Here is a 20,391-nt window from a genome sequence, read left to right on the forward strand (position 1 = left end):
ATGATCTTATTTATGGCTGTTGCTAACTGCTTCTATTTAGAATGAAAAAACGTTTTATACATGCAGGCTTAGTAGTTTTAGTTTGGGCTGTTTTCCCTTCTAGGCTTTTTGCATTTATCAGTGCTCTTTCCCGATTATCCGACTGGTGCTCATGCCAGTGCCTTGTTACTTTCTATACAGTTTTGTTGGATCAGCTAATGCTGCTTATCTTAATCTATACGAATAACTCACTGTACATTTTTAAAAAGATACCTACCGCAGTAACATCTTAAGATATTGAAAAAAATCGCTGTGAGAGGACTGGTATTTACAGCGAAATAATCAGTTAATGGAGGATAGGTGCGGATGATTGTGCGATTAGAAAGAATCTCTTTAGCGAAGAAAAAGTGGTGCAACGCGAATCGCACGTGGGAAGATAAGAGGTGAGGCTTCTAGGCTTATTCGTTGTGTGCACGCAATGCCTTCTCGAGATTATCCATTGATATGATTTCAATTGTCTTGGACGTGGAGAGCACTTTTTTGCTTTGTAGGTCTTTCAGGATGCGGTTTATACTTCTCACGCTCGTTCCAAGGTAGTTTGCAATTCCATCTTTTGAGATATCAAATTTTTTGGGCTCATTTTGAATGGAAGCCATTTTAAGGAGCTTCAAAACGGAATATTCCATGGGATAGGAAAGGCGGATAGCAGATCTTTTAGTAAGCATTTGAAGTCGTTTGGAGATTATTCGGTTAATTAATTGTGTGAACTCGTGGTCGTCTTTAAGCCAGCATCTATAGGCATATTGCGAGATTTTCGCGACTCTGCTTTCAGTCATTGCAGTCACAGAACAGGTGGCAAGGTCTTCAGTCAGGGCTTCGACTTCGCCGATTAGTTCTCCTGGGCCTATAATAGCTACGAGATATTCAGTGCCCTTAGTTGTGTTTAGATGAATTTTCATGCTGCCATGAAGAACAATGAATACACTTTCAAGTAATTCCTCCTGATTAATGATCAATGTTCCTGAGGGTACCGTTGTCTCGGTTATTTGAGCCATAGTTTGCTGACTTCGGCGTGCGTACGCATCGAGAAGTTCTTTAGCGAGTTGGTTGTAACTTGATTTCATATCATTACTTTGTGGGACAAATGTCCTGTTACCTTAATTCTTTTTTATATATTGCTCTTGCTGAATTGCTTGCCTTGCAAAAAGAATCAGTGGTGGATGTCATATTCTTTTCAGGTGCACCATGGACTCGTAGATGGATATCATGCGGGCCTTTTTTTCAATACTTTTCAGGAAGTGCTTAACAGGCCGGAATCGTATCTTACTATTGAGTAATGTTGATAAATTATTACCAGTTTTGCTGTCTGATCAATAAAGGGATTAAATATGGTGCTGAGTGAAAATATGGATGCAGTGTGTTGCTTGCTGGATTTCTTGCGCAGGACAGAAGCCTTAAAAAGCACACTACGGTCAGCCTGGACGCAGTCGGGAAGGCAGGAAAGTACAGCTGAACATAGTTGGCGATTATGTCTTTTTGCAATGCTTGTAAGTCGAGAATATCCGGAGCTGGACGCATTGAAGATATTGCATCTTTGTATTGTTCACGACATGGGAGAAACGATTCATGGCGATATCCCCGCACCGGAACAAACAGGTTCTAAGGATGAACAAGAGCGGAACGACATGGTTGATCTATTGCGCCCGCTTCCTGAGGACATGCAGAAAGAGATAATGGATTTATGGGAAGAGTACGAATCTGCTAAAACTCCTGAAGCACGATTAGTCAAGGCATTGGACAAGCTTGAAACTATTTTGCAACATGCGCAGGGCGCTAATCCTCCTGATTTTGATTATGCATTTAATCTTAATTATGGAACGCAGTATACTGAGGTGGACAGTTTGGTCAAAGAGCTGAGAGCTGCTGTGGATCTTGAGATGGAATCTTGTATACTTTTTCGAAGAACTCATCTTTAAACAATCTCCCATACAACACTACGCTTTTTATTGATCAATATATAATACTCGTTTAATCACCTGCACCTCCTATGAATGCACGTAAAGACCGTGTGTTATGGCGCCGTCTTCAGACTGCTGACAAGCCTTAGCTTCTTTTTGAGACTGAGGTGTGCTTTTGGCGTTTAGAAAATTATGCAGCAACTTTTAATACGTTAAATCTTAATCGTAAGTTGTAACCCTCCTCTAACCTATTCTTTCCTCTAGAGCTTTTTATCAATACGAGTACGAATAAAAGAAGCTGAAATCATACGATTTCAGCTTTTTTGTGTTCATAAGTGTTCTTCGTAAAAAATACGTAACACAAATCATTATGCAGGCTTATTTAATATGTCCGCAATCTTTTATCTGGTACGTACTGCGAAATAACGGCGATGAGATAAGAAAATCCGCAGAAGAAAGGTTACTTGCTGTAGGGATATTGTAGAGAACAGCTAAACGAAGCAGCGCCTTAACGTCTACATCATGTGGCTGAGGCTCCATAGGGTCCCAAAAGAAGATAAGTACTTCAATTTTCCCTTCCGCGATTAATCCCCCTATCTGCTGGTCACCACCTAGTGGGCCGGATTTCATTTTATGTAGTCCGGTATACATTTCCATTCCGGCTGCAGAGGTTTTCTCTTGCAACAGATTTTCAACAAGGCTTCCAGTAGTGCCGGTAGCAAACAAGTTGTGATGGATTAATGTATCGAAGTTGCAATCAACAAACTCTAACATCGTTTTTTTGCAGTTATCGTGAGCGACAATGGCTATATTCTTAGTAAGTTCCATGAGTCCTCAATCCTATTTTTTGTATGATAGCAGAAGCAAATATCTTTTACAGCACGGTAGCACGGGTTGTTTTCGACAACAATACAATATGTATGGAATGTTACGGGAGCGTTAACACGAGAAAGAGAATACGTGAAGCGAGACATTGAATGAAACAGCGTTGGCTGTACAATTAAATGAGGACGCAAAGTCGAATTACAAAACTGCTCTGTCAGGTACAAAAGACTCTTCTTACTTCCTTTGTCTACTATGTATTCGCAAGATTACCAGCGTGGCTTCTTCTACTATTCGATGAACCGTTTTATTAAGAAAGGTATATTTTATCCTTACTCTGGTGGTTGCAAAACGATCACTCTTTCCATAACCCCTTTAAATCATTTTCTGAGCTTTGTTAGAGTTCGACTTATTTGATACTTCGCCTGCACATAATGCATTATCAAGGAATAGTTTTTATCTTCTCAGTCAGATAAGCTTCTTCTTATTTAAGAAAATTTTACTAACTAGTTGTTAAGGGCGATCCTTGGAGGATGCATGGAGCAACAATCATCATTGCGCGATTCCGTCTTAACAATAGCCGGTATCCTCTTGATTTTGTTTGCCGCACGATCAGCTCAAGCTATTGTCATTCCCCTTCTGCTCTCAATTTTCATTTCTGTTGTAATAACAGTGCCCATAAGTTGGCTGAAACGTTGGGGAGTATCTACTCCTTTGGCCGTGGGAATTGTTATTATTGCAACGTTGTTCCTTGAGATGGGAGCGGGTTTATTACTTGGCAAGTCCGTTTCTCAATTTAGTCAGGCAATGCCTGAATATCAGGCACGATTAGCTGGCATTATGGACAGCGTAAATGGCTGGATGAGTAGGCACGACATTGACTGGTCAGACTCTGGACTATCGAAAACGTTAAATCCAGGAGTTGTTCTAAGGTATGCCAACTCATTTATGGCTGGGCTTGGAAGCGCACTGAGCAATATTTTGCTTATTATGTTTACAGTACTTTTTATGCTAGTCGAGATTCGTAACTTGCCATTAAAACTTCAGGCTCTTGATGACTTGAATGGTGGAGCCTTGCTCGAAAAATGCACTTCTATCCTCGAAAGCACCAAGCAATACATTTCGATCAAAACTCTTACCAGTATCGTGACAGGTGTTCTTGTTACTGTCGGCTTAACTGCGATTGGGCTTGATTTTGCTCCGTTATGGGGATTTTTCGCTTTCGCACTTAATTTTATTCCGAACATCGGCTCAGTGCTTGCGGCAGCACCGGCAGTTCTTCTGTCATTTTTGCAATTTGGATCGACGGAAACATTTATTGTGATTGGTATCTATTTATTCGTAAATATTGCAGTCGGCACTGTACTTGAGCCGGCTGTCATGGGGCATAAAGTTGGGTTATCAACGCTGGCAGTATTTTTGTCTTTAATTTTTTGGGGATGGTTACTTGGACCCGCGGGAATGTTGTTGTCGGTTCCATTAACCATGGTGATAAAATACGCAGCGGCTACGAATAACCAAACCTTGTGGCTGGCAATCTTGCTTGGTCCAGCCCCACAACCGTCTATGGATGATGAGGATTAATTTACCTTTTCAGATTTCTTTTAAAAGGATGGATTAAAATGACACACGATGATTTACGAAAAGAAGTTGAAGAGTTACGGGAACAACTACTAAAGCTTAAACACAATAAAATGGGTCACCATAGTCAAACTGTTAAGTCTATAAAAAGAGCTACAGCGAACTCTACCTCTAAATTGAAAAATGTTTTGAAAGAGAAAGGTATTCCACAGCGTTTTACTGACAAGGATTTGCGTAAAGGCTTGGTGGTACCAGTAGCTATTGCCGGTACGTTTGTTCTTGGCGTTCTCGTAGGTCGCTCATTACCAAAATAGGACATAAACATGACTGATCCAATTAACAAAATACAAATTCTCATCCGTTCCGAAATTGCCCTGCTTCGTCTTCAGACTAAGCGTATGGCAACACAGACCGGCTTTAGGATTGTAGCGTTAATTTTTGCCATATTAGCTTTAGCCATGCTCACATTTGCTGGTTATCAAGCATTAGTTGAGCCGTTCGGGCCTGTCATGGCAGCTCTGTTTGTCGCGCTAATTGATGGAATGCTAGCGTTAATCCTTCTATTCGTATCTCAGCATGTAGGAAACTACACCGAACAAGAACGAGTGCTAAAAGAAGTTCGTGAAATGGCATATGGCGAGCTCAATGCCGACTTTGAAGAACTCAAAGTCGGAGTGGATCAAGTCTCAGAAGATGTGAAACGGATTCACGATAACATTACAACTATTGTAAGCGGAACAAGTGAATTAGTAAGCTTTGTCACACCTGTGTTGAGCCTTCTCGTGGCGACAATTAAAGCGAACAAGGAAAAAGACGAGCGATAAGGGCGAGGCTTTTTTCTTAGAGAGTAATCGGCTAGAAATGTAATGGATACTTTTACTTAAAAAAGAAGCGTTACCGATTCATCGGTAACGCTTCTTTTTTTGTTCTATCCGAACAATTTCCAGCTAAGTAAATGCTGCCCTCGAAGATAATGTCGATAGTAGCCGACCAAGTTGCTACTCAAAAATAAGAGTTCCATAATAACTGCCACTGGGGATGACGCTAGATAGTTATGTGGTATCCAAAAAAGAGTACCAATAATCATTAATATGCGTAGGCGTTTGTCGTTTTTTGAAAACGCCCCAGCTGTGTGGAAAGCTGTTCCTGACAAACTGAGAAGCTCAACACGCCCTCATACGAAAATGCAGTTACGGTTATGGCTAACCCTATAAACACCCACATGGCCTTGCTTGAGGTTGTGAATATGCTTGTTAAATAACGAAGCGTGGCCACAAGCATTAATAACCCTGCAGTCTGATGCCCGAGTAAAAAAAAGTGCGTCGAAATCAATATGCCGGATACGAATAGGCATTGAACAATTCGTTTTCTATCCTTGAATTGAAAAGACAAGATGTCGAAAATGATGGCAATACCGACAAGCACCTGTGAAGCGAGATAAAAAGACACTGGAAATAGTTCTCCTGACGCAGAAAAGAAATTGAGTAAGACAAGACCTACTTCCGTAACTGCCTTTAATATAAGCAGCCCAACTGCACAACATGCCTAGAGTTGCCCCTATTGCAACATTTTGCTGTCTAGCACCCCACGAGCCCCAGAGTCAATTTCAATTTTTCCAGTTCACTCCCCCAAAAAATGAAACAATTTTGTTCGTAATTATCTGTTACAAGAGAAGTAAAAGCATTACAGTTTCATAATTGGTTTAGGTAGAATTTCGGTTCTGTTACGCTAGTTCGCAGAGATGTCGGCGTTCTCTCACTAGGTTAGACCGCAGCGTCAGGTTTTCATAACCATAATGATAAAAGAGGAAACTACACGGCTTGTTATGATCGCATCATTACAAGCGATAAAGATAGCGTAGTTCACAAACTCCGTGGCCTGTATTACCAAGCGCGGATTCCTGTCGTGCAAAGCCAAGGGTCTCATATAAGGATGTCGCCTCACGCAACTCGGGGGTAGTTTCAAGGTAGCAGGCTTTATAGCCAGACTGACGAGCGAAATCTAATGCCTTCAGTACCATACGGCGCCCCAATCCAGTTCCCCGACATTCGGGCATGAAGTACATCTTTTGTAATTCACATAGTCCATCGTTGCTGCCTTGAAGTGGAGCAACCCCACCGCCACCAACTACCTTCCCATCTTTTACAACAACCCAGTAGCGGGTTCCAGTTGTCGCATATGCTTCACTCATGCTTTCTACCATGGGATCGCCCACAGCATATCCATCTTTTGCACGTAGCCCAAACTCATCGGAAACCTTTCGGATCACAGCTGCCACAGCAGAATTATCTTCTTTTGTGATTGGGCGAATAATAAAATCTTTCTGTAGACGATTGTAGCGTAATGCCTTGGCATACGTTTTTAATCCTTCAGCAACGACCTCTTGCTCTTGAGGACTTAACAACTCAAGTGCACCACCAACAAGCTCGTCAGCTTCAATATGAACTTGCTGAACACGCTTGCGTCCTGAAGTTGTAATGGAAACATCCTTCGCCCGTCTGTCTTCTTTGTTTTCCGTAAATTCTACAAACTGCTCTTTACCCAATGAGGCGAGAGCTCGACTTGCATTCGACTTATCTATTAAGAGCATGTCTGCAATATTTTGAACGGACAACGTCTTGTGTGTTGATAGCTCTATAAGTGCATGAGCCTCAGGCACCGTTAAGCCTTGTTGGTCAGCCCTGTTTGCGACAAGCTTCCACTCCCGAGCAAGGTTACGTGAATGTTTTCGAATCGTATGAACTTGATTTTCTTTCATTTTTATTCTCGCTTGGTTCTAATTAGTTGCGATGTACAACTAATTAGAACCAAGTTGTTAATCTGTCAATGCTGAGTGGCGAAAGATCCCTTTGAGGGAACTAACTAGAGTCTTTAAACATGGATTACTGTAACGACTGCAATGATGAATGAAAGCGGCGAATATAATGATTCACCGCTTTATCGCGATCTACGATTCTTTACTGCGTAAGATCTAGAAATGTTAATCGATACCCTTACAATAAATTATTCGATAGAATCGTAGTGTTGGGATATTAGCTAATGCTTATTGATTAATCTTATAGATCATTTTCAGCAGTATACATCCATAGAAGCACGTGGTTATGAATGAAGAAACTTCGGTGCGTTCTTTTGCCGTATTCTTATGAGGTATTAATTGCTTCCTACTTTGGTTATTATTGTCTACCGTTACATTTCTATGTAACAACCTAGTATTAGCTTTTTTGTCTCTAAAGGAGAGGTGGATGCATAAGGTTCTATTATCAATAATCATATTTATATTATGCATCAGTGCACTTACTCCTGTTCGGTCTATTGCAGCTGAAAAAAACACCGCAACAGTCCTTGTTCTCAACTCATACCACATGGGTTATTTATGGGGTGAGTCCGTTCTACAGGGAATACGAGATGAACTGGAACAGGCAGACCTGCCCATAAAGGTTCATTATGAATTCATGGATACAAAGCAACATAGTCCCACGAAAGTTTTTCCTCTTCTTTATGAGCTATATTCAACTAAATACAAAAATACCAAGTTCGATGCCATCATCGCTTCAGATAACAACGCACTAGATTTTCTCGTTCGTTATCGGGATCAACTCTTCCCCAATGCCCCCGTGGTGTTTTGTGGTGTTACCCGCTTCTCTCCAAAGTTACTGCAAGGTAAGTCTGGGTTTACAGGTGTAGCAGAAGAAGTCGACTTTAAAGAAACAATAGAGCTCGCCCTTACCCTATTTCCTAGAACAAAAAACATCACGTTAGTCAGTGGTGGAGTAACTACATCCAGTAAAAACAACCTTGAACAGGCAAAGGAACTTGTCCCTTTGTTTGCCAACAGAGTGTCTTTTACTGAGCTTACCAAGCTCAATCCTGTGCCGCTTCAGGAGAAGCTTGCAGCGCTTCCTGCGGATACCGTTATTCTTTACCTTTCCTATTACCGTACTCCCGACGGAACAGTGCTGAGTGTTCAGGAAAGTACATCACTGATTGCAGCAGCAAGTAACCTTCCCGTATTTTCTCCATGGCTATACACTTTAGGTAATGGAGTTCTGGGGGGCAAAATGCTCAGCGGGATTCAGCAGGGAGAAACTGCCGCGCTACTTGCTCTGGATATCCTAAAAGGAATTCCGGTTGCTGACCTTCCGGTTATCCGTAGGCCGCAAAACGAATTCATTTTTGACTACAGGCAGTTAAAAAAGTTTAAAATACCGCAAGATATTCTACCTAATCGTTCAGAAATTCTTTTTGAGCCGCAAACTCTTTTCTATAAATACAAAACCCTCATTCTCATCGCCATAGCTTGTTTTGTCTGGCTGTCCCTCACAATTCTTGTTTTGCTGCGTATGCTCAGAGAAAAAAATGAGACAACAAAGCTGCTCAAACGGGAAGAAGAGCGCCTTGAGTCTCTTCTTGAATTGAACGGACAAGAAAAGAGTTCTTCTGATGAACTGATTCTCTTCAGTGTTGATAAAGTCCGTAAACTACTCAACGCGAACACTGCTGTTTATCTGACAATAACTTCAAATAAAAAAAGTTGATCGTTACTGCATCAGCAATGAACTGAATACATCTTGGCACTCCCTCCCTAATCAGTTGGGGATTGAAGATCTTATTTCTCCGTGGGAAGAGCTTATTCAGCAGAAAAGCACATCACGACTCCGCGCAGAAAATGCTAGAACGCCGGTTGTATGGCCGTTAGGTATGAACAAATTTAAAAACAGCATCGCCCTACCCATTTGGGAGCGAGAGCAATTGCGAGCGCTTATTGTGCTGGGTGATGACGTGGTCACTTTTTCGAAATCAGATGAGCGCCAGCTTACCCTTATGATGCAAGGTGTTACCAACTTTATTCAGAAGCGCCGTGCAAAAGAAAGAGAAGCCCAACTTGCATCTGAGCTCCGTCAATCGCAAAAAATGGAAGCACTTGGTACTGTTGCAGGCGGGATCGCTCATGATTTTAATAATATTATCGGAGCCATCAGTTCGTGTTGCGAACTGGCTTTGGATGATGTTGCCAAAGAGAATCCGGCGCATGAAGATATCAAACAGGCTCTTAAAGCTGCTTACAGAGGAAAACAGATTATTGGTCAAATCCGTAGGTTTAGTAGCCGCTCGGAAGTTGCGACTGAAATGATTTCTCTGCCAAACCTAGCTGAAGAATGCATTCAGCTTTTGCAGACTCTCCTTCCTTCGACAATTGAAATCAAATTTTCATCGAAAACACCGCATGGCGGAATGCTCCTAGCTGATGCTGGTGAGCTGCATCAGGTAATCATGAATCTTTGCTTGAATGCAGATCATGCCATGTTTGGCATGCAGGGCGTTCTCACCATTGATGTCGAAGAGGTTGATGTAACCGCAGATAGCTTTGACCTTCCCCGCGGGTTGTCTTCAGGCCGCTTTTTACGCCTGTCCGTATCAGACACCGGCACGGGAATAGACAACGAGTTTCTCCCTCGTATTTTTGATCCGTTTTTTACTACAAAAAAAGAGAAAGGCGGCACAGGGCTTGGACTTTCAACTGTCCATGGCATCAGTAAGAAGTATGGCGGTGCAGTTACTGTAGAAAGTGAGCCAGATAAGGGAACCACGTTCCGAGTCTTTTTACCGGAGGTTGTAACAGATTACTGTGCGTGGGCACCTGAGCCGGAGAAATCCTCTACTCACGGGACAGAGCACCTCCTAGTTGTGGATGATGACAAAGAAATGCTTTATTCTGTACACAAGTTCCTTGAGCGCCAAGGGTATACTGTGACGATGCTTCAAAGCAGTGCCGAAGCTCTAGAATGTATCCGAAAGAATCCGAATGAATTTGATCTACTTCTTGCAGATCAAATTATGCCGGAACTTACTGGACTTGAACTTGCAAGTGCAATCTCCGACATTGCACCGGATTTACGTGTTATCATTTATAGTGGTTTTGAGGGTAGCAATGCAGAATTGTTTATGCGTCAATCTGCGGAGATTGGCATCTCCGCATTCCTTGCAAAACCATTCAGAAATGCTGATCTCGGAAATACAATCCGTAACGTACTAGATTCTCAACAGGATAGTGTGGCATGGCTTTAGTTCTAATTATTGATGACGATCCCTCTATTAGCTACACCCTTTCAAGAGCAGCACAACGTCAGGGGCATACTGTAACCTTTGCCCGCACACTCAGAGAAGGAGAGCGAAAATCCACAGAGCAGGAATTTGCGCTGGTATTTCTTGATGTCTGCCTTCCAGACGGTGATGGCCTCACCCTGCTGCCTAAGCTGAAAGCTCAAGAACCTTCACCAGAAGTTATCATCATTACCGGAGCCGGTGAGCCGGAAGATGCTGCAACTGCCATTGCCAACGGGGCTTGGGAATATATTCAGAAAAGCGACTCTATTCATCAAATTGCAGTGACTTTAGAAAGAGCGTTACGTTATCGAGAAAAAAGACTATTTGCGCCTCAAACCTCTTCCCTTCCCTTGCAGCGCGAAAATATTGTTGGAGACAGCCCTGCTTTGCGCCGTGCTCTCGGTACTGTGGAACAGTATGCTGCAAGTGACGTTAATGTGCTCATAACCGGTGAGACAGGTGTCGGCAAAGAGATGTTTGCTCGTGCTATTCACGAAAACAGTAATCGCCGCCATCAACCTTTTATCGTGGTAGATTGCGCCGCCCTTCCAGATACTCTGGCAGAAGGGATTTTGTACGGTTATACAAAAGGTGCCTTCACAGGAGCAGCTAAAGAAAGCAGCGGCCTTATCATGCAGGCAGACGGTGGTACTTTATTTCTGGACGAGATAGGGGAACTTTCTCTGGACGTACAAAAGAAGTTCTTACGACTCCTTCAGGAGCATACTGTCAGACCAATTGGTGGCACACGAGAGCTTCATAGCCATTTCAGACTACTTGCCGCCACCAACCGTGACCTTGAAGTAATGGTCGAAGAAGGTACTTTTAGAAGTGATCTGCTTTTCCGGGTAAAAGCATTACACTTACCACTTCCCTCCCTTATGGAACGCAAAGAGGACATTCGTCTACTCGTAGAGAAATTCATTACTGTCCTCTGTCGTCAATATAGTATCCCACCTAAAAAGGTAGATCCCGAACTACTTGAGGTACTAGAGTCTTACAATTGGCCGGGGAATGTCAGAGAGTTACGGCATGCTATCGATCATGCAGTTTCTGCTGCGCGTCATGAACCGTTACTCTTCTCACAGCATATTCCTCAAATGATCCGAATTTCAGTCGCTAAACAACGAGTTAGCCAATCCCCGGCACGCCTTGCCCCATTGCCGGATAAAAAAGAAGATCTGCCACCGTTAAATGAATTTCGTGCTGAAGCATATAGCAGACTAGAGGAACAGTATCTTCGTGACCTTATGCTTCTGACTGAAGGGGTTATAAAAGAAGCTTGTACTATTTCAGGATTATCTCGCTCAAGACTGTATGCCCTGCTTAAAGAACGTGGGGTCTTGCAAAACAAGACTTCAGAGGATGGTTAATCCGCCCCGACAGCTTCATTCGTTACAACAGTCTGTTTTTTCACGATAAATAAGTAAAAAGAAAGTGTCCTATTTTTTAGGACACTTTTTTCTTATGCACAGTTTGACCTTCGAAACATTGCTCTAGTGACTACAAAACAACTTTTACTCTGTTGGTTGTTTAATCATTTTAGCGTGTAAGGACGCTATTTCCATCCTGAAAAACAAGACCTTTCGTGTCTTTGCCCTTCTTACAAAGCTTACTGCAAAAAACATAACGCACCGGTTTAAAAGCTTAAAAATAGAAAAAAAGAGAGTGGCACGCATTCTGCTTTTAAGAGAGTGCAGCAAGATTGGAAAGGGCAGAACACACTGCGTGTCGATAATGCTTTCCGTGTTCTGCCTCTTTTCTACAACACTATTTTTAAGGAGTAACCGATGAGCACTGCCACTACCCTACAAGGGACAGCTTCGAGCTCCATCTTCGATTACAAAATTATGGGGCTTCCTTTAGGACTGTTTGCTATTTTAACTATTATTGTCATGGGCGCGACATATCTTGGAGCACTTCCTGGCGGCATGGTTGGGGCATTTCCGTTAATGATGATTTTAGGCGCTATTCTAAACGAGATAGGAGAACATGCTCCGATTGTTAAAGACTATCTCGGCGGTGGCCCTATTCTGATTATTTTTGGCTCCGCGGCTCTCGTTGGTTACGGAATTTTGCCGGAAAAATCCGCGGCCATCATCACCAGTTTCATGAAGAAAGAAAGTTTTTTAAGTTTCTACATCGCTGCGTTAATCAGTGGATCAATTCTTGGAATGGATCGCAAATTACTTATTAAAGCAGCTGTACGGTACCTGCCTGTAATCCTTGGCGGGGTTGCCACAGCAATCCTTCTTTGCGGGACTGTGGGTATGATGATGGGATTTGGATTTGAAGAAGCCGTACTCTACATAGCGCTCCCAATTATGGGTGGTGGTATGGGCGCAGGTGCAGTCCCACTTTCACAGATATTCGGATCCACTTTGAACATGGATGTCGGAACCATGCTCTCTAAAATGGTTCCCGCCCTTGCTCTCGGTAACGCTATCGCAATTGTTTGTGCTGGATTACTTCACCGTCTCGGATCTGTAATTCCCGGTATTTCCGGCAACGGTAAACTGCTCAAAAACCAAGATGCCGAAGCTGAAGATTCAGCTGAAGACGTCGAATCCATTAGTTACTCAGCAATGGGCATCGGTCTTCTTCTGGCAACAACATTTTTTGTATGGGGCAAACTTCTTGGCCAATACATTCCAATCCACTCATACGCTCTAATGATCCTCTCTGTGGGTGTTGTGAAGTCAATGGGCTGGTTACCACGCAAATACGAAATTTGTGCATTCCAGTGGTTCCGTTTTGTAATGGTAAGCCTTACCCCCGCCCTGCTGTTGGGTATCGGTGTTGCTTACACGAATCTCCAGCAGGTTATCGACGCCCTCACCATCCAGTATGTAATTCTCGTTGCTATGACTGTAATCGGCTCAATCATCGGCTCTGGTTTCATCGGTATGCTCTTCGGCTTCTACCCTGTTGAAGCAGCAATTACAGGCGGACTCTGTATGGCAAATATGGGCGGAACTGGCGATGTGGCGGTACTCTCCGCATCAAAACGCATGCAGCTTATGCCTTTCGCACAGATCTCATCTCGTATTGGTGGCGCATTCATGCTGATTCTAGCAACAACACTGCTGAAAATATTTATGTAACTATCCTTCCCAGTTCACAGCCTTGCTGTGAACTGGGTTGCAGATCCTTTATTGAAATATTGTAAGGAGAACATCCATGGCTCTATTTACCAAAGAAGAAGCACTCGCATATCATGAATCACCTCGTAGAGGTAAAACCGAAGTTATTCCGGCAAAGCCGTGTAACTCTCAAAAAGACCTTTCTATGGCGTATTCTCCGGGCGTTGCTGAAGCTTGTCTTGCAATTAAAGACAATCCGGAAACCGCAGCTCTTTACACCGGTCGTTCAAACTTAGTTGCAGTTGTTACCGATGGTTCTGCTGTCTTAGGGCTTGGTAACATTGGTCCTTTAGCTGGCAAGCCGGTAATGGAAGGCAAAGGTGTTCTCTTTAAGACATTTGCTGACATCGACGTGTTTGATATTAACCTGACTGTCAAAAGCGCCGAGCAGCTTATTGAGATAACAAAGGCGATGGAACCAACTTTTGGTGGTATTAACCTTGAAGACATCAAGGCTCCTGAGTGTTTCCATATTGAAGAAACCCTTAAAAAAGAGATGAACATCCCAGTCTTCCATGACGATCAGCATGGAACCGCGGTTATCTCCGGTGCAGGCATCATTAACGCTTGTGAAATCACAGGCCGAAACATCAAAGACCTGAAAGTTGTTGTTGTGGGTGCCGGTGCGGCAGGTATTGCATGTTCTAAGTTTTACGTTGAGCTTGGCGTTAAACGAGAAAATGTATTTATGTTCGACTCACGCGGCCTCATCCATCAAGGGCGCGAAGGTTTGAATAAGTACAAAGCGGAATTTGCTCAGGATAAAGACTATGGTGACCTTTCGGAATGCCTTAAGGGAGCAGACTGCTTCCTCGGCCTTTCTGTGAAAGATCTCCTTACAAAAGAGATGGTCAAATCCATGGCTTCTAGTCCTATCATTTTCGCTATGGCTAACCCTGATCCAGAAATTCCATACAATGACGCTAAAGAGGCTGTCCCCACCTGCATTATGGGTACAGGACGCTCCGACTACCCTAATCAGGTGAACAACGTATCCGGCTTCCCGTACATCTTCCGCGGCGCGCTTGATGTTGGTGCAACAGAAATTAATGAGGCAATGAAGATTGCCGCAGCAAAATCTCTTGCAGCACTGGCCAAAGAACCAGTTCCAGCAGAAGTGTGCAAAATGTATGACGTGGAAAGTTTAGAATACGGCCTTGATTACATCATCCCTAAACCTCTTGACCCCCGTATCCTTGAATGGGAAGTGCCCGCTGTAGCACAGGCAGCAATGGACACAGGTGTGGCAACCACCCCCATCAAGGATATGGACGCATACCGTAAGTCTCTTAGCGAGAGAATCACGGCTTCACGCGATCGCGTTAACACTTTTATCTCCAGCTACAACGATTAACTGTAGCGCCGGTCTTTAAGACCTCGATACAGATTAGAAAAACCACGCTGGGTTGTTTCTAATCAAGAAGACCCTTGCTTCACAATGCAAGGGTCTTCTCTTTTTGTTTATTTTGTATTTTGGGATGTCCCCCCTACTCACTATTTCAAAAAACAATATTTGACAGAAAAACTGTTTAGTTGCTAAACAGTAGGCATGAGAACTTTTGAAGAAATGACACCTGTGCTCAGAGAATTTGGTCGAGCAATGGCAAAATATGCTGTTGTTGACCGTAAGGCATTTGATTTTGGGATAGGTATGGAGCTGTTCCCGGCAGAAATACATATGCTCATGGCAGTAGAAACACGTAATGGAGCCGGAGTCACTGAATTGGCAGATGAATTCAGTATCACCAAGGGAGCAGTCTCTCAGCTTGTTGGCAAACTGGTAAAAAAAGGATTGCTGATCAAAGAGTCTGACCCTGCGCATGGGGCACGTGTTGTGATAAGAACGACCGAACTTGGACATACTGCCAGCAAGAACCATTTGGCCTTTCATAAAGAGCACGACAAAGTTTTCTTAGAATATATGTCACAGTTAGATGAGGCGTCATACGAGGCCATTCGCACAATGGGTAAACAGATGAATTTATGGATGGATGGCTATCTAAAATAAAAATTTTTACAAGATCAGTTTAGCAACTAAACTGATTGGAGAATACATGCTTATTACAAAACCTCACACCGACTTTCAGCCCGTGCACACCATGCTAATGAAATCACTCTCAGCTAAGGTGTTAATGAGTGCCATGAAGCTGAAACTGTTCGATTACATTGAAGGCAAAGAAGTAGACGGGACGGTTCTTGCCCATGAAATGGGGTTGGTGCCAGAACGTCTTGAGCCTGTTCTGGATATTTTTGTTGCGGTTGATCTTCTGTTTAAAAAACAAGATATATATAGCAATTCCCCCACAGCTTCAGAATTTCTAGTCAGCACCGCACCCCACTATCAAGGGGACAGCATGGCACTTACAATGGGGTTTGCAGATGCTATTGAGAACTCAATAACTGAGTTGCTTTCCGGTGAAGAAGTAGACCGTAAGAAGACAGATAAGAATTGGGCTGTTGAAAGGACTATGGAAGGCGCAGCACAAGAAGCCATTGGTGGCGGGCTGGCGGATACAATCGAGTTTACAGCATCACTGCCTAATTTTGATAATTTTAGATCCATGTGCGACATCGGCGGTAATCATGGGATGTATACAATGGGAGTACTTGATCGAAATGAAAACATGCAGGGGACAATCTTTGATCTTCCTCATGTGGCAGAGCAAGCACAAATAAGGTGCGACAAAGCTGGATTCGGCACGCGTGTGACAACTACTGGGCTTGATTTCCTAAAAGAGCACATTCCAGCTGAGCAATTTGATTTAATTTTAACTTCCCATGTTTTGTATGCTTTTCAGCACGATCTAGATACTACTCTTACAAAAATCGCAGAAGGATTAAAACCGGGCGGTTGGTTTGTTTCTCACCATTACTCAGGATATGGTCAGAAAGGAAACGAACTTACAAAAGCAACACTGGAACTTCTCACTCGTCTGTCCGGCTATTCTTCACATTTCATTGAACAAGAAGCGTTGGTTAAGATCCTTGAGACACTCAAGTTTGAAGATATTCGTTGCCAATCAATTTCTGAAACTGGGTTAGGTCTTATGGTTGCAGCACGTAAGGCTTATTAACCTGTCATAATAAGTTAGATTATTTATTTAAGCTTTTATAGTTTCTGTAAGAGCTTAAATTTTATTAAGAGATATGATCCATACCCTTTCACTTTACGGTTTAACCATTAAGTAGTGGCTAGCCTGTTTACACATGAGAGGCATCACGTTTCTAAAAATGAAGCATATTAGAAAATAGGCATTGCCCCTTCTTATTGTTGGCATTAACAGCATTCGTTATCCCTAAAAACGTTCCTATTGGCTAGCAACAGACAGCTATTTTAAGCATGGGTGTTGACAGCTTGAATTATCGATAATATATTCTCCTCAACGAGGACGATTATGAATACTAAAAAAATCAATAAAGAATCTCTTAAAGAGCAAGTTAAAAACATATTATATGACAAGATCATATCGGGCGAATTTCAACCAAATGAGCGTCTTAAAATCGTCCCGATAGCAGATGCTCTTGATGTAAGTCAGGCTCCAGTAAGGGAGGCTATTCAGTGCCTCATTACGAGTGGGCATCTTGAACACATCCCTAATGTCGGCGTCCGTGTAAAAGAGTTCACCGAGACAGAGGTGAAAGAGATATACAAAGTCCGAGAAGCCCTTGAGATAGCGTCACTTAAAGAATTACAAGGTTCTACAGAAACTCTTGCTGAAGATTTGGAACGATACTTCGACAAAATGAAAACTGCATGCAAGAATGACAGGCTTGAAGAATACATAAAACAAAATAATCTATTCCACCGTTGCTTTGTTGAAGCTTCTGGAAATAAAAAGATGTTAGAAGTGTGGGACTCACTTCACTTGCCGTTGTACATGAAGCACACACTGGTGAATCTAAGTTTATCCATAGAAGAGGCACTCCCTCTTCATCTACCTATCATCGCAGCCCTTAAAAAGTCTTCTACTGAGCGTGCTATCCATGCTTTAGAAAACCACTACAGTTTTGTTTAATTTTATCGGCTTCGGCCTAAATTGAATTATCGATAATATATAATATTTGAAAAAGGTGTTCATAATGGAAATTAGAATAATTGCAGATATCGTAGCTACGGCAGGTTTTGAAGAGGAACTTAAAACGCAGTTACTCGACTTGGCAGATAAGTCACAATCCGAGGCTGGCTGCAAAACGTACACGGTTCATAGTGACACAACGAGTCCAAGCAGGTTCTTTATTTATGAAATATGGGAAAACAATGACTGCTTGGAAAAGCATGAAAACTCACCACACTTTAAACATTTTATTAAATCGTCTGAAGATACTCTTTCAGAAATACAAGTTCATTTAATCAATGCCTTAGTTGAATAAAAAGGATTTATAATGAAATATAACAACCTCTTTGAACAAATTACTCTTGGTAAATTAGATTTAGCTAATCGGATAGTTATGGCACCGATGACTCGTTCACGCAGCACAGAGCCTGGTAATATCCCCAACCAGATTATGGCTGAATATTATGAGCAACGATCCTCTGTGGGACTTATCATTTCTGAAGCAACTCAGGTATCGTTACAGGGACAGGGCTACGCCAGAACACCGGGAATATTTACCGATGCCCAAGTGGAAGGCTGGAAGCTCGTTACGGACAAAATTCATGCACAAGGCGGCAAGGCTTTCTTGCAACTATGGCATGTGGGGCGCGTCGGATCATCTATTGTTAATGGTCTGCAGCCCGTTGCTCCAAGTGCTTGCATTGCAAAAGACACACAGGTCTACACCTTTGATGGTGCCTCCAACGGAGACGCAACGTTCATCCCCGTAGAAATGCCACGAGAAATGCAACAGGACGATATAGCGAAGGTTATTGAAGCATTCGTCCAAGGCGCGTTAAATGCCATTAAGGCAGGGGTTGATGGTGTAGAGATACACGCTGCAAACGGTTATCTGATCGATCAGTTTCTACGAAGTAATGCAAATAAACGAACAGACAACTACGGTGGCTCTATAGAGAACAGAGTCAGATTATTAGAGGAAATAACTGAGGCTGTTTCTCATGAAATCGGGAAGGATAAAGTTGGAGTTAGACTCTCTCCGTTCATCAAGTTTAAAGATATGGATGATCCGGAAATTCTCGATACGATGATGGCAGCAGCCAAAATGCTTAATAAAATAGATGTAGTCTACCTGCACTTGTGCGAAGCAGACTGGGATGATGCACCTGAAATTCCAGAATATTTTCGTAAAGAACTCCGTTCTGCATACAAGGGAACTATCATCGCTACTGGTAACAAAACGCCAAAAGAAGGTGCAAATCTTATTAATGCAGGTCTCGTAGATTTAATCGGATTTGGTCGCAAAATTCTAGCAAACCCAGATTACCCTGAGAGAATTAAGCAAGATGCTGCATTGAATGAAATTGTTAATACTCATACTCTCTTTGGAGGTGGAGGCACCGCAGGATACACAGATTATCCATTTTTAGATTCTAAATAGTTAAATGAGCGCGTGAACAGGTAATTCAATTGCAACAGGCACAAACAAATTTCTATTCACCTCTCCACACTCTTTTATGATTGGCTTCCGCTGATGGGTAAATGAGTAACGATCATTGTGGTTCATACTTACTCTGCCAGATACTCCTCTTTAGGTTATCTTTCAGAGTAAGTATGGTCACATAACTTTGCTTTGAAATTTCCGTTGTTAGCAAACAAAAAACATGTCCTCAATCTCTCTTCTAGGTTCTATAAAAACATACCGAGCCTGTAGGTTTCTATGCACTATTTGACTGAATTTCCCAATTTTCTACATATATTCAAGTAGGCAGCTACGTGTTTTGTCAACAGGTCAGATCAATAAAAAGCACTACATCCTAAAGGATTTTTTTGATAAATAAGTTTGAGGTTAACATAGCGCAATATCAGCTCTATACTCCTCGCCTCTAAGGAGTATTATCATGAATATTAGATCAGTAAAGCTGGCTTGTTTCTCTCCAACCGGCACTTCACGAGCCATTAACCAAGCAATTGGAGAAGGCCTCGAGATAGACAATGTTGAAGTCATCGACGCAACCCAATTAAATTCTCGTCAAACTGCTTTGCAGGCTTCAAACGATGAACTGCTTGTTCTCGCTATGCCTGTTTATAGTGGCAGACTTCCTGTTGTTGCAGAAAAATGGCTTCAAACCATATCCCTTAAAGACACGCCCACTGTTTGTGTTGTTGTGTATGGCAACCGTGAATATGACGATGCCCTGCTCGAGTTACAGGATATCGTAAAGCAGCGCGGTGGGCTCCCTGTTGCCTGTGCTGCGTTTATTGGTGAGCATTCTTTTTCCGCTGACAACACCCCTATTGCGGTTGCTCGCCCTGATGCAAACGATTTGCAGCAAGCAAAAGCCTTTGGACATAAAGTTCAAGGAATCATGGAATCATTTCTACCGGAAGTGGGTATTGAAGTACCTGTACCAGGAAACCGACCTTACAAAGAACTTGGTAAAGGTGCTCCAGTAGACTTTATTGACGTTAGTGAAGTGTGCACCAGATGTGGCATTTGTGCTTCTGTATGTCCTGTAGAAGCTATTAACAAAAAAACACCATCAACCTATGATATGGCTAACTGTATTCGGTGCTGTGCTTGTATTAAAGCATGTCCGGAACAAGCACGAAGCATGAAAGAAGGCGTAATGATGGATGTCGCAAAGCGGTTAAACTCCATGTGCCAAGAACGAAAAGAGCCAGTCACCTTTTTCCCAGCTTAATCAGTTTTTCCTATTTAGCTCAAAAAAAGCCCCTCTGGATATC

General features: G+C 42.6%; 18 protein-coding genes and 1 pseudogene. 15 read left to right on the plus strand and 4 right to left on the minus strand.

What is annotated here, in order from left to right; genetic code table 11:
* Window positions 1-437 precede the first annotated feature (437 nt).
* Window positions 438-1,103, minus strand: a complete 666-nt coding sequence (locus MKHDV_RS11755) for a Crp/Fnr family transcriptional regulator (protein ID WP_160715525.1) — start codon at window positions 1,101-1,103, stop codon at window positions 438-440.
* 264 nt (window positions 1,104-1,367) lie between these two features.
* On the opposite strand from MKHDV_RS11755, the gene MKHDV_RS11760 reads away from it, so the two are divergent.
* Window positions 1,368-1,955: an HD domain-containing protein gene (locus tag MKHDV_RS11760; protein WP_160715527.1), complete on the plus strand. Its 588-nt coding sequence runs from the start codon at window positions 1,368-1,370 to the stop codon at window positions 1,953-1,955.
* A gap of 360 nt (window positions 1,956-2,315) precedes the next feature.
* Here MKHDV_RS11760 and MKHDV_RS11765 read toward each other — a convergent pair whose 3' ends face one another.
* Complete coding sequence (locus tag MKHDV_RS11765; protein WP_160715529.1) at window positions 2,316-2,765, minus strand: methylglyoxal synthase; 450 nt, start codon at window positions 2,763-2,765, stop codon at window positions 2,316-2,318.
* 531 nt (window positions 2,766-3,296) lie between these two features.
* Here MKHDV_RS11765 and MKHDV_RS11770 point away from each other — a divergent pair.
* From MKHDV_RS11770 to MKHDV_RS11780, 3 genes are read left to right on the plus strand one after another with little or no spacing between them, the layout of a single operon-like run.
* Window positions 3,297-4,343, plus strand: coding sequence for an AI-2E family transporter (locus MKHDV_RS11770; RefSeq protein WP_160715531.1), 1,047 nt, complete (start codon window positions 3,297-3,299; stop codon window positions 4,341-4,343).
* Window positions 4,344-4,381: 38 nt separating this feature from the next.
* Window positions 4,382-4,654: a hypothetical protein gene (locus MKHDV_RS11775; RefSeq protein ID WP_160715533.1), complete on the plus strand. Its 273-nt coding sequence runs from the start codon at window positions 4,382-4,384 to the stop codon at window positions 4,652-4,654.
* 9 nt (window positions 4,655-4,663) lie between these two features.
* Window positions 4,664-5,164 (plus strand): phage holin family protein, encoded by a 501-nt coding sequence (locus MKHDV_RS11780; protein ID WP_160715535.1) that lies wholly within the window; start codon window positions 4,664-4,666, stop codon window positions 5,162-5,164.
* Between the two features lie 104 nt (window positions 5,165-5,268).
* Here the strand turns inward: MKHDV_RS11780 and MKHDV_RS11785 are convergent.
* Together MKHDV_RS11785 and MKHDV_RS11790 are read right to left on the minus strand one after the other, a co-directional pair.
* Window positions 5,269-5,789 (minus strand): annotated as a pseudogene (locus MKHDV_RS11785) (YgjV family protein).
* Between the two features lie 388 nt (window positions 5,790-6,177).
* Window positions 6,178-7,098: a GNAT family N-acetyltransferase gene (locus tag MKHDV_RS11790; protein WP_160715537.1), complete on the minus strand. Its 921-nt coding sequence runs from the start codon at window positions 7,096-7,098 to the stop codon at window positions 6,178-6,180.
* Between the two features lie 484 nt (window positions 7,099-7,582).
* Between MKHDV_RS11790 and MKHDV_RS11795 the strand changes: the two genes are divergently transcribed.
* The 11 genes from MKHDV_RS11795 (at window position 7,583) to MKHDV_RS11845 (ending at window position 20,348) form a co-directional block, all read left to right on the plus strand.
* Window positions 7,583-8,875 carry an ABC transporter substrate-binding protein gene (locus MKHDV_RS11795; RefSeq protein ID WP_160715539.1) on the plus strand — a complete coding sequence of 431 codons (1,293 nt, stop codon included), beginning with the start codon at window positions 7,583-7,585 and terminating at the stop codon, window positions 8,873-8,875.
* Between the two features lie 55 nt (window positions 8,876-8,930).
* A complete protein-coding gene (locus tag MKHDV_RS11800; RefSeq protein WP_160715541.1) occupies window positions 8,931-10,406 on the plus strand; it encodes an ATP-binding protein in 1,476 nt (491 codons plus the stop codon).
* Window positions 10,397-11,818 carry a sigma-54 dependent transcriptional regulator gene (locus MKHDV_RS11805; protein ID WP_160715543.1) on the plus strand — a complete coding sequence of 474 codons (1,422 nt, stop codon included), beginning with the start codon at window positions 10,397-10,399 and terminating at the stop codon, window positions 11,816-11,818. Before MKHDV_RS11800 ends, MKHDV_RS11805 begins: the two co-directional genes overlap by 10 nt.
* 417 nt (window positions 11,819-12,235) lie before the next feature.
* Complete coding sequence (locus MKHDV_RS11810) at window positions 12,236-13,549, plus strand: 2-hydroxycarboxylate transporter family protein (protein WP_160715545.1); 1,314 nt, start codon at window positions 12,236-12,238, stop codon at window positions 13,547-13,549.
* Between the two features lie 76 nt (window positions 13,550-13,625).
* Window positions 13,626-14,942, plus strand: coding sequence for a malic enzyme-like NAD(P)-binding protein (locus MKHDV_RS11815; protein ID WP_160715547.1), 1,317 nt, complete (start codon window positions 13,626-13,628; stop codon window positions 14,940-14,942).
* 195 nt (window positions 14,943-15,137) lie between these two features.
* Window positions 15,138-15,596 (plus strand): MarR family winged helix-turn-helix transcriptional regulator, encoded by a 459-nt coding sequence (locus MKHDV_RS11820; protein WP_160715549.1) that lies wholly within the window; start codon window positions 15,138-15,140, stop codon window positions 15,594-15,596.
* A 46-nt stretch (window positions 15,597-15,642) separates the two neighbouring features.
* Entirely contained in the window at window positions 15,643-16,662 is a 1,020-nt protein-coding gene (locus tag MKHDV_RS11825) for a methyltransferase (protein WP_160715551.1), read from the plus strand.
* Window positions 16,663-16,983: 321 nt separating this feature from the next.
* Window positions 16,984-17,604, plus strand: a complete 621-nt coding sequence (locus MKHDV_RS11830) for a GntR family transcriptional regulator (protein ID WP_160715553.1) — start codon at window positions 16,984-16,986, stop codon at window positions 17,602-17,604.
* Between the two features lie 64 nt (window positions 17,605-17,668).
* Complete coding sequence (locus tag MKHDV_RS11835; protein WP_160715555.1) at window positions 17,669-17,959, plus strand: putative quinol monooxygenase; 291 nt, start codon at window positions 17,669-17,671, stop codon at window positions 17,957-17,959.
* 12 nt (window positions 17,960-17,971) lie between these two features.
* Window positions 17,972-19,084 carry an alkene reductase gene (locus MKHDV_RS11840; RefSeq protein ID WP_160715557.1) on the plus strand — a complete coding sequence of 371 codons (1,113 nt, stop codon included), beginning with the start codon at window positions 17,972-17,974 and terminating at the stop codon, window positions 19,082-19,084.
* 460 nt (window positions 19,085-19,544) lie between these two features.
* Window positions 19,545-20,348 (plus strand): 4Fe-4S binding protein, encoded by an 804-nt coding sequence (locus MKHDV_RS11845; protein WP_160715559.1) that lies wholly within the window; start codon window positions 19,545-19,547, stop codon window positions 20,346-20,348.
* Window positions 20,349-20,391: the final 43 nt, after the last annotated feature.

Source organism: Halodesulfovibrio sp. MK-HDV (assembly GCF_009914765.1).
Classification (GTDB): Bacteria; Desulfobacterota; Desulfovibrionia; order Desulfovibrionales; family Desulfovibrionaceae; genus Halodesulfovibrio.